Source organism: Campylobacter concisus, from assembly GCF_902460665.1.
Taxonomy (GTDB): Bacteria; Campylobacterota; Campylobacteria; order Campylobacterales; family Campylobacteraceae; genus Campylobacter_A; species Campylobacter_A concisus_AL.
Genome location: NZ_CABPUR010000001.1, coordinates 349,123 through 363,773, shown reverse-complemented (window position 1 = coordinate 363,773; position 14,651 = coordinate 349,123). Strand labels below are relative to the sequence as shown.

Genomic DNA, 14,651 nt, shown 5'->3' with positions numbered 1-14,651 from the left:
TTTTAAATAAAATAAGTTATGTTTTTCTATTTTGACTTGAAATATAAAAGAAATTCTACAAAGCAAATAATAAATTACGAGCTTAAATAAGCTTGTAATTTATTTTAGTGTATATGAAATAGGAAATCGCAGATAACGATCTTGTTTAGGCTTTGGAAACTCAGAACTTGCTCTTTGAATATTTTCTAAAGCACCATTATCAAGCGACTCAAAACCAGAGCTTTTACTAACTTTAAGTTCATCTATACTGCCGTCTTGTTTAAGTAAAAACCTAACTTCTACAACACCTTGATGCTTCATACGTCTAGCATTATTTGGGTAACTTTTATGCCTCTTAACTGCGATTATAACCTTCGTAAAATCTTCATCACCTTGTGAATTTGATAAATTTAGCTCAGATGTTACATTTTGAACTGGAGCTGCAGCGATAGACTTGTTATTGGCTGGCAAATTTGTATTTACACTAGCTGGCGGTACAATAGGCTGCACTGGCTGAGCAATTACCGGTTCAGGCTTGGGCTCTATTTTTTTCTCTTTTTTAGGCTCTACCTTTTTTATTTCACGCTTTGATTTCTCCACCTTTTTAGGTTCAGGTTTTGGTTCTGGCTTTGGCTCAGGTTTTGGTGGCTCTGGTGGTGGCGGTGGAGTTGGTGGAGTTGGCTCTGGGATAAGCATTTGCTCCGCTATTTGAGGTGCTGAGACTTGTGGCACTGGAGTAAATGAATTAAGAGCTATTTTTATCGGTTTTTGCTCACCTATTTTTATCTCATCAAAATTATGTGAAAGCAAAAAATATACTGCTACTCCATGCACTACAAGCGAAACAGCTAAGCCGCTGTAATTTGAAATTTTATTCAGAGATTGTTTGGATTGCAAAATTTTCGTGGCCCTTCTCTTTTAATATATCAATTACTTTGACGAAGCTATCAAATTTCGAATTTTTATCGCTTTTTAGTTCGATCAATGTCTTTATATCAACTGCATTTAGCTTATCTTTGAGTTCGTTCTCAGAAATTTCTACATCATCTATAAAAAATTTATTATCCTTATCAATTACTACGCTTACCTTTTTATCGTCCTCTTTGCTTTGCTCAGCACTGTTTGCACTTGGAAGATCAATAGCTATCTTACCTTGAGCAATAAAAGTCGAAATACTAAGTACGATGGCGAGCAAAACAAGCATAATATCAATAAATGGGACAATATTTAACCCATCTTTTTTATTTAGACGCATTTTCAGCCTTATATCTATTTAGCATTACATCTACTTTTCTGACAAAACCATTGTAAATCATCAAAGTTGGTATCGCCACAAGTAGTCCAAAAGCAGTTGCTTTTAGTGCAAGAGAGAGACCGACCATTATACTTTTAGTATCGATTCCGCCTGCCATACCCATATCATAAAATGTGATCATAATTCCAGCAACTGTACCAAGAAGTCCTACATATGGTGCATTTGAGTAGATAATGTAAAGTGTGGTTAAATTTTTGGTTAGTGCTTCTTCAAGCGCTTCGATACTTTTATAGCCTTTTATATCAACGCGTGAGTAAAAAATGATACGCTCAATCGTATACCAAAGTACAAAAAAACTCATAATGCCTAAAATCGCAATAATTACATGATCAATGTGATGTTTAATTAGCTCCATAATACCTTCTTAGTAAAAATTTTTGCGTGATTATAGCTATATTGATAACCAATGTCAAATGTTTAGTAAAAATGTAATCAAATAAAAACTAAAAATTTTTAATTTTGTATGTATATATTTAATTATGTTTAGAATTTCAAAAATTTAATTTTTTTCTTAGCAGCTCTATTTCAGCAATAACTATTTTTGGCGTAAGCTCCTTCATGCAGGCATGTGTTTTTATAGGACACACTCGCTTCATACATGGCATACAATCTAAATTTAAATGCATTATCTTTGCACTCTCATCTTTCCATGGGCTAGTCTCTTTAAATTTAGTCGGTCCAAAAAGAGCCACAAGTGGCACTTTATAGGCAGCTGCGATATGCATAGGGCCACTATCGTTTGTCAAAAAGATGCCATTTTTTATAGAACCTATGACCTCGCAAAGCTCTTTTATACTTGTTTTTCCAGCCAAATTTTCACATTTCATACCATTTTGCAAAAGCATTTGCTCGATCTCATTGCAAATTTCAAGCTCGGCTTTCGAGCCAGTGATCTTTACATAAAATTCATCCTTAAAGTGCAGTGCAACCTCTGCAAAATAGTGCGGATACCACCTTTTGGCACTTCCGTAGCTAGCACCTGGATTTAGCACGAGGAGCTTTTGCTCACTTTTTTTAGCTTCATAGTAAATTTTTAGTTCGTTTGAAATTTCTTTTAAATTCAGGCTTTGCTCTATAAAATTTAGATATTTCTGCACCTGATGCAAGCTCTCGCTACTCTTTTTAAAGCAAAATCTTTGCGTTGCTTTTAGAAAAAATAGCAAGAATTTACTAGCAAATGAGCTTCTAAAACTAATAGCAATATCAAATTTTCCAAGCTTTCTAGCCGTTTTTATAAGGCTTAAATATCTTGAGTTTTGCTTTTTACTATCGTCAATGACTACTTTTTCACACTTTGGGTGTGATTTGTAAAGCTCACAGGCCACATAAGAGCCAAAAAATACAATATTTTTAGCATTTTTACTTAAATTTTCTATCGCCGCACTCGCCATCACAGCATCACCAAGCCAAGTTGGAAGCTCTATAAAAACTCTCACTTTTGCTCCAAATTTAGCACTTCATTTATGATTTCAAGAGTTTTGCTTGCATTTTCTTCTATACTAAATTTTTGCGAAAGTAAAAATGACTTCTCTTGCAGCTCTCTCATCATGTCATTATCATTAAGCACCTGCTCCACTAGCTCCAGTATACTTTCATCATTTGGTTCACGCATAATAAAACGATTTTCTAAAATTTCAGCTGCTCCATTTTGAGCCGTTGTAAAGACAATGTTTTTAAAGCTAAGCGCCTCTAAAACGACATTTGAAAATGGCTCATAGTGTGTTGGAAATATAAAAATATCACTTGCTTCATAAAATTTTGCAGTCATTTTTTGCTCACCTGTAAAAAATGCATTTATCTTTAGCTTTTTTGCTAGCTTCTTATATGAATTTAAATTTTTATCTTTGCCTACTATTAGCGCATTTACTGGCGTTTTTAGCCTTGAGACAAGAAGCAAAAAGTCCTTTGCTCCTTTTCTTTTAAAGCCATTTCCGACAAAAAGCACAATTGGTAAATTGTAATCGAGTCCAAATTCTTCACATACGCTAAGTTTTGCTTCTCCTTTTTCTACCTTTTGTGGCAAATTTATACCGTTGTAAATGGTAACGATTTTTGACTCATCGACACCGTAAGCTGAAATGATTTGCTCTTTTATGTAGTTTGAATTTGCGATTATCTTTTTAGAATTTTTAAAGCAACGTTTTTCTAAATATGGATAGATAAAATTTAGAGGATTAACCCACCAAAATGGCTTTGTGGCACGATAAATTTTATGGACTCCGTCCCCTGCTCTATAAATATCTGCACAGCTTACTCGCTCCAAGCTAAAATATACCTCATCGCTTTGTTTCTGGCGTTTTACCTGTGCGTTAAATCTCAAAGCCTTTTTCCATGATGAGATTTTAGCTTCTCCTAGATATGAGCGTATAGATGTGTCTATACCTACGTCTTTTAGGGCTTTGGTAAGCCTTCTTAAATAGCGTTCGGCACCACCGACTGCATTTGGATTGATACGTAAAAAAACTATTTTTTTCATGACCTCAAAGCTTTTTATTCTTGTGATTTTTTATTTGTAATGTCCGCCATAATATCAAAAATTTTTATAAATCAGCCTATTTTTTGCCTAAATTTCATAAAATTACACAAAGGATAAAAATGAAAACACTTACGATTATTGACACTTTTGGCTTCTTTTTTAGGCTCTACTACGCCATGAGCGGACTTAAAAACCGCGAGGGCAAGCCAAGCGGTATGATTAGTGGCTTTGCAAATTTTATAGCAAGCCTCAAGGATGAATACCAAAGTGACTATCTCATCTTCGCACTTGACAGCAAAGGCAAGACCTTACGTCACGAAATTTTAGGTGATTACAAAGCAAACAGGAGCGAGCCACCAGCTCAGCTCAAAGAGCAGCTTCCAGTTTGCATAGATATGATAGAAAAAATGGGACTTTACAGCCTTAGCCGCGAGGGCTACGAGGCCGATGACATCATCGCAAGTGCGGTTAAATTTTGCAAGGATAAAGATATATTTGTGCGAATAGTCACGCATGATAAAGACCTTTACCAACTCATAGAAGACGGCAAAGTGAGTATCTACAGCCCGCAAAGCAAGATTGATCATGATAGTGCAAGCTGCTTTGAAAAGTATGGAGTTTATCCGGCACAGGTAAGGGACTTTCTAGCCATCGCAGGAGACAGCTCGGACAACATCCCAGGTGTAAAAGGCATCGGCGCAGTGGGGGCTAAAAAGCTTTTGGCTGAGTATGGCAGCCTAGAGGGTATTTATGAAAATTTAGCCCTTCTTAGAAACGAGCGCACTAAAAATATGCTAGCAGCTGCAAAAGAAGAAGCATTTTTGAGCAAAAAGCTAGCCACTCTATTTGATGACGCAGTTAGTTCATTTGATCTTGAGCATTCTAAATTTCCAGAGCAAAATCCTTTGATAAATATCTCAGAAATTTTAAAAGAGTACGATCTAAATAGGCTTCTTAAGAGCTTGCAAAAAGAGGAAAATGCTGAATTTAAGCTTGGCTTTAGAGCAAATTTACTCCTTGATGAGGCTAGCATTGAAAAGCTCTTATCAGGCATCACACCAGAGACCATCGTCGCCTTTGACACCGAGACCACAGGCGTTGATAGCAGGAACGCAAAGATCGTTGGATTTAGCTTTTGTTTTAACGACGAGGACGCCTACTACGTGCCAGTGGCTCACAACTACCTTGGTGTGCCGCAGCAAATTAGTCTAAATTTTGCTACTTGGGCGGTAGGGCAAATTTATAAAGGCTGCGTGATCGGGCAAAATTTAAAGTATGACTTTGAAATCGTGAAAAACAACCTTGGGCTCAACCCTCCAGCAAATTTTAAAGACACAATGATCCTTGCGTGGCTTAGCGATCCAAACTCAAGTGTCGGCATGGACGCGCTGGCAAAAAGGCTTTATGACTACGACACGATCAAATTTGAAGATGTGGTCAAAAAGGGACAGACATTTGGCGATGTGCCACTAGAAAATGCCGCCAAATACGCGAGTGAGGACGCTTGGATAACGCTTAAATTTTATAAAACTTTTTTAAATACACTTGATAAAAATTTACTAGCCCTTGCCGATACGCACGAGTTTCCTTTTATCCTCACGCTCTTTGACATGGAGCAAAACGGCATCAAGATAAATGAAGCCAAAATGCAAAAGCTCATCCTTGAAAACGACACCAAATTAAAGGCGCTAACAAGTGAAATTTACGAGCTAAGCGGCGAAAATTTCAACATAAACTCCGTAAAACAGCTTGGCGTCATACTTTTTGAGCATCTAAAACTCCCAACCAAAAAGAAGACAAAAACAGGATATAGCACCGATGAGAGCGTGCTTGCTGAGCTCATAGACGCTCATCCAGTGATTGAGAAAATTTTAGCTTACAGAGAGCTATATAAACTGCAAAGCACCTACTGCGAGCCACTTTTAGCACTTGCGAAAAAGGATGAGGGCTCGCGAATTTATACGAGCTTTTTGCAAACTGGCACGAGTACTGGCAGGCTTTCAAGTAAAAATCCAAATTTACAAAATATCCCAGCTCGTGGCAGTCTCGCAAAGGACGTTAGAGAGTGCTTTGAGGCGCGTGAGGGATATAGTTTTGTGGGGCTTGACTACAGCCAGATCGAGCTTAGACTGCTAGCTCACTTTAGTCAAGATCCTGCGCTTCTTGAGGCGTTTAAAAATGACGAGGACATCCACGCAAGGACGGCTATTAGCATATTTGGTAGCAGCGATGGGCAAAATAGAGCCGTGGCAAAGAGTATAAATTTTGGACTCATTTACGGCATGGGCTCAAGCAAGCTGGCAAATCAAGTAAATATCACAAGGGCCGAGGCAAAAGAGTATATAGAGCGCTATTTTAAGGCGTTTGAAACGATCAAAGAGTTTTTAGAAAGCATAAAAATTTCAGCTAAAAATGATGGCTTTGTGCAGACGCTACTTGGCAGAAGGCGCTACTTTGACTTTAAAAGTGCCACACCTATGCAAATAGCTATGTTTGAGCGCGAAGCGGTAAATACGGTCTTTCAAGGCTCAGCAGCAGATCTAGTTAAGATGGCGATGGTAAAAGTTAGAGCAAATTTAGATGAAAATGCAAAAATGTTGCTTCAGATCCACGATGAGCTGATCTTTGAAGTAAAAGACGAGTTTGCACAGGAATTTGGCAGGGCGACGCAAAAGACAATGGAGGAAATTTACACGCTAAATGTACCGCTTAAAACATCGTTAAATATCGCTAAAAACTGGGGCGAGCTAAAATAGATAGATAAATTTTACTGGAGTTTTTAATATGATTAGCTCCTTCTTTATACTTAAAAAAAATAAAGTTGTAGTTTATCACTATATCTTTGGACTTTTATACTTTTGCAGAAAGCAAATGGCATCAGTCAAATAAGCCAGCAAGCAGCCCAACGCGTAACATACGATATCACTAACGTCAAATGTTCCGCCAAAGACTATGCGTATTATTAAATTATGAATATCTAAAATTTCAAGTACTTTAAAGTATTGTAAAATTTCTATAAATAGCGAGAAAGCAAATATTTCAAATACTAAAATTTTTGGTGCAGTTTTAAATATAGCTCGTCCAAATGCGTAAAGCATCACCGTAACTAGCACATCACCCAAATAATGACGCACAAAGCCACCTTTAACAAAAGTTGCGATAAAAATTTCGATTGCCAAAATCACGACTGCTACGAGCAAAAAGGACAATCTAGCTCGCAAGCTATGTCTCTTTTTCTCGTATTGAAAAGACTTGTATATTTTTCGTTTTACTTGCATTTTTTTATTTATTTGAAATTTTACTTTTTTACAAATTAGAAATTATATCCATACCATTTTTAAAGCTAGGATTGTGCTGGATATATTTTTCGCCCACAAACGTATTTATAACTTTCATCTTGTACTCGTTAAAAAGAGCATTCCATTAGGTTTTACTTGAAATGGCCAAAACCCGGCTATTTCATAAATTGTAATAGATAATAGCAATATTGCCAAATAAAGAAAATTTCTTATTTTTAAAATTCTTTGACAAAAATATCAATCAAAATGGCTTTTGAAAATATTTTTAGACACTTAATAACTTTTTGGTTTAAAAATAATGAAATTTATGGATTAAAATTTTTCTATCAAATCTTTAAAAACTTCATAAAGTTTATTTATTTCACCAACGCTAACTCGTTCGTTTTTGGCGTGTATGCGGTCGTTTATTACGCCAAATTCTATCGCATCTACACCAAATTCAGCAAAGTGCCTTGCATCGCTCGTGCCGCCTTTTGTGTTTAAAAGTGGTGTAATGCCGGTGATCTTTATGACAGATGCCATTAAATTTTTTACAATTTTGCTATCTTTATTCGTTAAAAATCTCTTTGAGCTTTGCTTTATACTAAGCTCGTAATCAAGCCCATCTAAAACGTCTCTAAGATAGCTCTCGACGTCATTTACGTCAGTTAAATTTGAGTTTCTAACATTAAACATTATGCTAAGCTCACTTGGAGTGACATTACAAACTTGCATGCCGCCTCTAATATCAGTTACCACGATCTTGCTTGGGCTAAAAAACTCGCTTCCGCCGTCCATATCATGATCAGCTATCTTACTTAAAAGTGGAGCTATCAAATTTACCGGATTTACGCACTTTTCAGGATATGCTACGTGCCCTTGAATGCCCTTTATCACGATCTTGCCATTTATCGAGCCACGTCTGCCAACTTTTATGCTATCGCCAAATTCTTTATCGCAAGTTGGCTCAGCCACTACGCAAAATTTTGGCAAATCATTTATTTCGCGTAAATATTCAAGTGCTAAAGGCGTACCATATGTGCCATCGCCCTCTTCGTCGCTTGTTAATATGAGGCTTAGCTTCCCATCAAATTTCGCATCTTTAGCAGCGCAAACAAAGGCAGCCACGCCACTTTTCATATCCTGTGTGCCTCTTGCGTAGATGTAGCCATCTTTTTCTAGCGGGGTAAATGGCTCGCTATCCCAGCCCTCACCTGGAGGTACGACATCAATGTGTCCAGCAAAAGCTAGATGCTCGCCATCACCATAAATTTTAGAAAGTATGATATTTTTGGTGCCATTTTTTTCTATAAATTTCGCCTCAAAATCAGGCAAAAATCTAGCGATAAATTCTAAGCTTCCAGCATCATTAGGTGTGATAGAGCGAAAGCTTAAAAGCTCTTTTAAAAAGCTAATTACCACTAAGTACCTTATGAACCAGCACGCTCTGGTGCACCAAAATAAAAGCCCTGGAACTCATCTACACCGATCTCTTTACAGATTTCAAATATCTCTTTTGAATGCACATATTCAGCAATAGTTTTTATACCAAGGTCTTTTGCAAATGCCACGATCGCACTTGCGATAGAGTGTGAATCTTTATTTATGTCTATATCTTTTATAATAGAGCCATCGATCTTCACGTAGTCAGGCTTGATCTTTATAATGTAAGAAAAATTTGAATATCCTGAGCCAAAATCATCGATAGCGATCTTTGCACCCATGCTTTTTACACGCTCAATAAAATTTGAAACTCTCTCTAAATTTTTAAGCTCTTCATCTTCAACGATCTCAAATACTACTCTGCCGGCAACATTGTGCTTGTTTAATAAATTTAAAACAAGTGAGCTAACATCACCATCGATCATATCTCTACTGCTTAAATTTATAGAAAGTACTAAATTCTTATCCTCTACAAGCTGCTTAAAACACTTTACAATGAGTTGTTTCTCAAGATCAGCATAACGCTTAATACGCTTTGAGATATCTAAAAAGACATTTGGTGATATAACATCACCTCTATCCAAAAGCCTTATCAAGCATTCGTATTTTACAGGTACCTTTTGGTCATTAACTATTGGCTGAAAATAAGGAACAATATTGTTATTTATAGTGGCGTATTGTATCAGTTTAGAGCGTTCTATTTGAGTTGCATATTCCTCTTTTTGATTTAGTCCTTTAAAATAGCAAACATAGTCTTTATCTTGCTCTTTTGCTGTTTTTAATGCTATTGTCGCTTTTCTTAGTGTTTGGTCACTATCAAGAGCAAAGCCTATCGTGCTATGTATCTCAATACCTTCTATCTCTCTACCATCTTCATCAACTATACTTAGCATACGACCTTTAAAAATTTCTATCAAATCTTCAACCATATCTTCATATCTATCGATAAAGCTATCGCTATCTTCTACCAGAGCAAACCTATCTGCTTCTATACAGTAAGCCTTCATATTCTCATCTTTGGCAAATTCACTGATCAAATCAGCCATCTTTACCAAAATCTGGTCACATGCAAATTTACCGTAAAAGTCATTCATCTTGCCAAAATCGTCAATATCTATAAGCACTACTTTAGGATTTTCATAGCTATTAATATCACGCACCAATGCTGTTTTATTTAAAAGTCCAGTCATCGGATCGATATAAAGCTTTTCTCCAAGCTCTTCTATCTGTTTTTTAGTATCTGTTTTTAATGCGTTATAGTTATTTTTTTCTTTTATATACTTGACTGCGTACCATATACAAGTAGACAAAGCAACTATTGCACCAACGAAGCTTAAGATAAATGTTAAAGCCATATTGTTTAAAAGCCACTCAAAAAAGTACTCATCATGCGTACCGGTAATACGTTGATCGACCTTTCCTTTAAAGCCTAATATATATTCTCCAACCGGTACAAACATACAAACTTGAGCAGCGTTTTCTGGCAAAATTTTTGCCCAAAAATAATCTTTTTGGAAATTATGAGCAAAGATATTTCCACAGCTTTTGTCGTTAAACTCTTGATTTATTATTCTTTTATCTGAAGACGCTACGACCTTGTATCCATTTTTATTATCATCCTTTAATAAAAGAACATCACCCATAGCACTATCGTTAATATAAGATTGGAAATTTGCGACATCATATTTGCTGACATTTTTGAAATAATCAACATATTGATATGTCAAATAATCAACTTTCTTTCGAAGATTAAAACCATTTTCAGCAGAAGCATTATTAAATTTAAAATAAAAAACTGCCAGGTTTTCGACTAAAAAAATACTTCCCAAAACAAACACTAAACCTATAATCGTTTTAGTGATGTTTAGATTTTTACCCGTTTGCTCGTCCTTGTTACTCAAAAGTTACTTCCCTTATTTTGTGTACTTGCCCTGATTATATCAACCTTAAAATAAATTTTAACTTTTAGGAATAAGTTAAAGCCTGACTATTTTAGCTCCATATCCGCCTTGATTTGCCGGTGCATCAAAAAACTCTTTCACGCTTGGATGCTCTTTTAAGAAATTTTTAACTGCAAAGGCAAGCTTGCCAGTACCGATGCCGTGAAATACGCTAACCTCATCAAACCCCATAACAAGACTATCTGAGATAAATTTATCAAGCTTTGCTATCGCCTCGTCAGCTCTCATGCCGTGCAGATCAAGCGAGAGCGAAGCCGTTTTTGGCTTATCTACGCTTAAACTTACACCGCCTTTTTTAGGTAGCACCACTTCGTTGCCATTTTTTCTTAAAAGCTCTAGTGGCACGCGTAAATTTATACCATTTGACTCGATCATCGCATCGTTTTTAGAGATGCTTAAAACCGTGCCTTTGATATTTTCATACTTCACTCTATCGCCTACTTTTAGGCTCTCGCGTTCAGTTTTTTTAGGCTTAACGATGGCAGCTTTTTTCTCATTTGCCACGTTTAGCGCCCTTTGCTTGTCTTTAATATCCTTGAAATTTATAACAGCTTTTGCCGCATTTATCGCTTCATAATACTCTTTTTCAAGGCGCGAAATAGTCGCATTTAGCTTGATCTCATTTTTCTCTTTTAGCTCTTTTTGCTCCTCAAGCAAGCGCTCCAGTCGCTCCTCTTTTGCTGCAACCTCTTTTATCCCCTCATCAAGCTTGGTTTGTAAATTTAGCGTCTTTGTGATGATCTCATTTAAATTCTCTTTATCTTCGCCGTAAATTTTCTTTGCCTGCGCCACTAAATTTTGAGATATGCCGTATCTTGCCGCCGTTTCAAAGGCGTAAGACTTACCGATCGTGCCCTTTAAAAACTCAAATTTAGGTCTTTGTGCCACCTCGTCGTAAAGTGCCGCCACTAGCTCAACCTCTGGATTTTTAGCTAGCAACATCGCAAGGCGCTTGTGGTGGGTCGTGATGATCATTTTGATATCTTGAGTGATGAGTCGCTCTATCATAACACCATACAAGCTCGCAGCCTCTTCAAAATCTGTGCCAAGCTCGATCTCGTCAATGCCGATGATGATCGATTTTTTAGTAAAAAGCTTTGCAAAATGCACCATCCTGCCAGCAAAGGTTGAGATGTCGTTTTTCACACTTTGCGGATCTTCTATGATCGCGTCAAATTCTTTAAAAGAGCCGATGCTTGAGCGGTTTGCGTCGATACGCATAGGCAGCAGATACTTTGCAAGCAGCGTGGCTGAGATGATCGATTTTAAAAGCATCGACTTACCGCCAGCATTTACGCCGGTTATTAAAAGCACTTTTTTACTAAAATCCACACTCACGCTTTTTGGGTTTTTTAGCGCTGGATGGGCAAATTTCTCAAGCTTGATAACATGCGAGCTGTTTGGTAAAACAAACTCATAGTCACGCGATCTAGCCAAATTTACACGCGCTTGATATGCGTCAAACTGATCAAAAGCGTTATTTATAAATTTCAAAAAGAGTAGGCTCTTGCTCATCTGCAGGCTAAATTTTTTGCAGTGCTCAAAAATGATCTCCTCTTTTCTATCAAGCAGCTCGCTTTGCTCCTTTTTTAGGCGCTCAGTGCTTGCAGGTGCGACGTAGAAGTAGCCGCCTGAGCTTCTAGCGATCACGGTGCCTTTTAAGGCGTGATTAAAGCCACCACGCACCAAAAGTGCCTCTTGCGAGTTGATGTAGTGCGTCTGGGTATCGACTAGATAGGGCGTGATGTGCTTTGAGTAGACGAGCTTTTTAAGTTCAGCGTCGATCTGGCGCTTTTTCTCGCTAAATGCCTGCTTTATCGCAGAAAATCTCTCGTCCACACTGTCGCTAAACTCGCCGTTTTCATCAAAGCTGTTTGCCATCTGGCTCATCGCTTCGGGGATTTCGACCTTTGCGATCCACTCGCCAAGCCTGCCTTCAAATTTTTGCTTTTTTAGATATGAAAAATACTTAATGATCTTTGCAAACTCATAAATTTCGCTGATGTGAAGCACTGCTTGCTTGCTAAGTCTCATAAGCGCGTCATCAAGCTCTTTTATCTCGTCAGGTGCCTTAAAATCATACTTTGAAAGCTCACTAATGTTTTCAAAATGGATTTTGCTGTCGCCTTGTAAAAATAGCGGTTTTTGCCTTGCTAAAAAGGAGTTAAATTTATCCAGATACTCGCCCAGATCGAGCTTTAAAAATATCTCTTCAGTCATTGCTCGCAACTTTTTATAGGCACGATGACGCCTGAGAGCTCGCTAAATTCTCTTTTAGCCAAAAATGAAGCCGTGCCAAATTCGTAGTTAAATTTCTCAGCGCTTACGTTGTATTCGCCACATTTTAGTGTTTTGCCCTGCTTAAAATCGCTAACTAGCTTTGAGATGGCGTCCTCATTTTTTGATAAATTCTCTTCGTAAAAATAGACACAAACAAGGATCGCTACAAGCACTGCGCTAACGAGCGCTTTAACGCCTTTGCTGATCTTTTCATCTTTTATCGCCCAGATCGCTCCAAAAAGCAGCATCACGCCGGCGATTATTATCAAATTTCTTACCATTTCACGCCTTTATACTTTGCGATGAGCTCTTTGTAAAGCTCAGCATGAGGCTTGATCTTTTCTAAAATTTCAGCCCTAACCTCGCTGATATCTTGCTTTTCAACTAGCAAGCAAACAGCTAGATAGGGGGCATTTGGCAGCATATCTTTTATCTGGGCGCTACTTAGCTTTTGTGACCTTGCAAGCGCGATCAAGATATCTTTTTTACCTAAATTTATAAGGCTTGAAATTTCTTCTTCACTAAGCTCTTTTTCTTTTATCTCTTTTAAAATTTCATTTTCATCTTGGGGCTTGAAGCTACTTAGATCCATTAGTAGCCGCCTCTTAGTTGCACGCTGATATCGCCCGCTCCAAAGCCAACTACGATGCCGTCACTTAGGCGGTTTTTCACGCCAAATTCATCTGTAAATTCTATCCCCTCTTCAACCCTCTCGACCTTGTCTGTAAAGATCGGGTTATACTCGCTAAATTCGCTCTTCATATCAACTTCGATCGGATTTTCACCTGCTGCATAAACTGGCAAGATAACAAGCTCATCAACGCCCTTAAAGCACTCTTTAAAGCCAGGTAAATTTGTGCTAAGTCTTGTGTAGCGGTGTGGCTGAAATATCGCTGTGACGCTCTTAATACCTAAAATTTTGGCGTATTCAAAGACTGATTTTAGCGTCGCTTTTATCTCGGTTGGATGGTGCGCGTAGTCGTCGATTAGGACGAAATTTTTGTTTGCGCTAAGTATGTCAAAACGCTTTTTGATGCCTTTAAAATTTAGTAAATTTTCTCTTATGTCTTTAAGCGGCGTCTCGTGCATCGCGGCTAGAATAGCCAAAGATGCGTCTATGGCGATGTGCTCGCCCATGCCAAAGGCTTCAAATTTGCCTAAATTTTTAAGGTTAAAGCTGGTGTATGGCTGATAGTCTCTTACAACCATCGTAAGCTCTGTGATATCACTGCTTGGATAAAGTCTGATCGCATCAAGCTTAAGAGTGCTTAAAAACTCATCCTCAGCGTTTATCACCCTAACTTTCGCGCGCTCCAAAAAGCCCTTGTAGGCTGCGTAAAATTTAGCTAGATCATAATCATAGTGCTCCATGTGCTCTGGTTCCGCGTTTGTGACGATAGCTAGATATGGGTTTGAGTTTAGAAAGCTTGAGTCGCTCTCATCGGCTTCAAATACGACGTTGTCGCTTTTAGCGTAGCGCATATTTGAGCCAAACTGCTTTGAGATGGCGCCAATGATCACTGAGCCCTCAATGAGGCTTGCTAACATCGCAGAGGTTGTACTCTTGCCGTGCGCGCCAGCAACTGCAAAGACGCACTTATCCTCAAGCACATAAGGCAAAATTTCTTTTCTAGAAAAGCACTTTATGCCCTTTCTCCTGGCCTCCACTAGCTCGATGTTATCCTCTTTTATCGCGGCCGAGTAGACCACAAAGTCTTGGTCTTTTATCGCCTCTTTGCAGTGTGGCGTGATGACTTCGATGCCTTCATTTTGAAGCTCAAGCGTCGTTTTGCTCTCCTTGATGTCACTACCGCTTATCTTGTGGCCTTTTTCGTGTAAAAATCTAGCGATGGCTGAGATGCCGATGCCGCCGATGCCGATGAAATGGACTTTTTTGATCTCGTTGTTTAGCTCTTGCA

General features: G+C 38.0%; 13 protein-coding genes. 1 reads left to right on the top strand and 12 read right to left on the bottom strand.

Features of this window, described 5'->3' with window-relative positions:
- Nucleotides 1–99 precede the first annotated feature (99 nt).
- The 5 genes from F3G66_RS01875 to F3G66_RS01855 form a co-directional block, all read right to left on the bottom strand.
- A complete protein-coding gene (locus F3G66_RS01875; protein WP_223154188.1) occupies nucleotides 100–789 on the bottom strand; it encodes an energy transducer TonB in 690 nt (229 codons plus the stop codon).
- 61 nt (nucleotides 790–850) lie between these two features.
- Nucleotides 851–1,234, bottom strand: a complete 384-nt coding sequence (gene exbD / locus F3G66_RS01870; RefSeq protein WP_072593836.1) for a TonB system transport protein ExbD — start codon at nucleotides 1,232–1,234, stop codon at nucleotides 851–853.
- The gene (gene exbB / locus F3G66_RS01865) at nucleotides 1,221–1,649 is read right to left on the bottom strand and encodes a TonB-system energizer ExbB (protein WP_021090579.1); all 429 of its coding nucleotides are present in this window, start codon (nucleotides 1,647–1,649) and stop codon (nucleotides 1,221–1,223) included. The genes exbD and exbB overlap by 14 nt, the downstream gene beginning before the upstream one ends.
- A gap of 136 nt (nucleotides 1,650–1,785) precedes the next feature.
- On the bottom strand, nucleotides 1,786–2,730 hold the full coding sequence (gene waaF, locus F3G66_RS01860; RefSeq protein ID WP_149706961.1) for a lipopolysaccharide heptosyltransferase II: 945 nt from the start codon (nucleotides 2,728–2,730) through the stop codon (nucleotides 1,786–1,788).
- Nucleotides 2,727–3,770, bottom strand: coding sequence for a glycosyltransferase family 4 protein (locus tag F3G66_RS01855; RefSeq protein ID WP_149706960.1), 1,044 nt, complete (start codon nucleotides 3,768–3,770; stop codon nucleotides 2,727–2,729). Before F3G66_RS01855 ends, waaF begins: the two co-directional genes overlap by 4 nt.
- A gap of 119 nt (nucleotides 3,771–3,889) precedes the next feature.
- On the opposite strand from F3G66_RS01855, the gene polA reads away from it, so the two are divergent.
- Nucleotides 3,890–6,526, top strand: coding sequence for a DNA polymerase I (polA, locus tag F3G66_RS01850; RefSeq protein WP_149706959.1), 2,637 nt, complete (start codon nucleotides 3,890–3,892; stop codon nucleotides 6,524–6,526).
- 78 nt (nucleotides 6,527–6,604) lie between these two features.
- Here the strand turns inward: polA and F3G66_RS01845 are convergent, their stop codons facing one another.
- The 7 genes from F3G66_RS01845 to murC all read right to left on the bottom strand — a co-directional run bounded on the left by F3G66_RS01845 (nucleotide 6,605) and on the right by murC (nucleotide 14,631).
- Nucleotides 6,605–6,904, bottom strand: a complete 300-nt coding sequence (locus tag F3G66_RS01845; RefSeq protein ID WP_223154187.1) for a ribosomal maturation YjgA family protein — start codon at nucleotides 6,902–6,904, stop codon at nucleotides 6,605–6,607.
- 477 nt (nucleotides 6,905–7,381) lie between these two features.
- Entirely contained in the window at nucleotides 7,382–8,470 is a 1,089-nt protein-coding gene (dapE, locus tag F3G66_RS01840) for a succinyl-diaminopimelate desuccinylase (protein ID WP_149706957.1), read from the bottom strand.
- A gap of 8 nt (nucleotides 8,471–8,478) precedes the next feature.
- Nucleotides 8,479–10,392, bottom strand: a complete 1,914-nt coding sequence (locus tag F3G66_RS01835) for an EAL domain-containing protein (RefSeq protein ID WP_021090518.1) — start codon at nucleotides 10,390–10,392, stop codon at nucleotides 8,479–8,481.
- Between the two features lie 75 nt (nucleotides 10,393–10,467).
- Complete coding sequence (locus F3G66_RS01830; RefSeq protein WP_149706956.1) at nucleotides 10,468–12,672, bottom strand: endonuclease MutS2; 2,205 nt, start codon at nucleotides 12,670–12,672, stop codon at nucleotides 10,468–10,470.
- Entirely contained in the window at nucleotides 12,669–13,013 is a 345-nt protein-coding gene (locus F3G66_RS01825; RefSeq protein ID WP_149706955.1) for a hypothetical protein, read from the bottom strand. Before F3G66_RS01825 ends, F3G66_RS01830 begins: the two co-directional genes overlap by 4 nt.
- Nucleotides 13,007–13,324 carry a hypothetical protein gene (locus tag F3G66_RS01820; protein WP_103599448.1) on the bottom strand — a complete coding sequence of 106 codons (318 nt, stop codon included), beginning with the start codon at nucleotides 13,322–13,324 and terminating at the stop codon, nucleotides 13,007–13,009. Before F3G66_RS01820 ends, F3G66_RS01825 begins: the two co-directional genes overlap by 7 nt.
- The gene (murC, locus tag F3G66_RS01815) at nucleotides 13,324–14,631 is read right to left on the bottom strand and encodes a UDP-N-acetylmuramate--L-alanine ligase (RefSeq protein WP_103612873.1); all 1,308 of its coding nucleotides are present in this window, start codon (nucleotides 14,629–14,631) and stop codon (nucleotides 13,324–13,326) included. The genes F3G66_RS01820 and murC overlap by 1 nt, the downstream gene beginning before the upstream one ends.
- Nucleotides 14,632–14,651 lie beyond the last annotated feature (20 nt).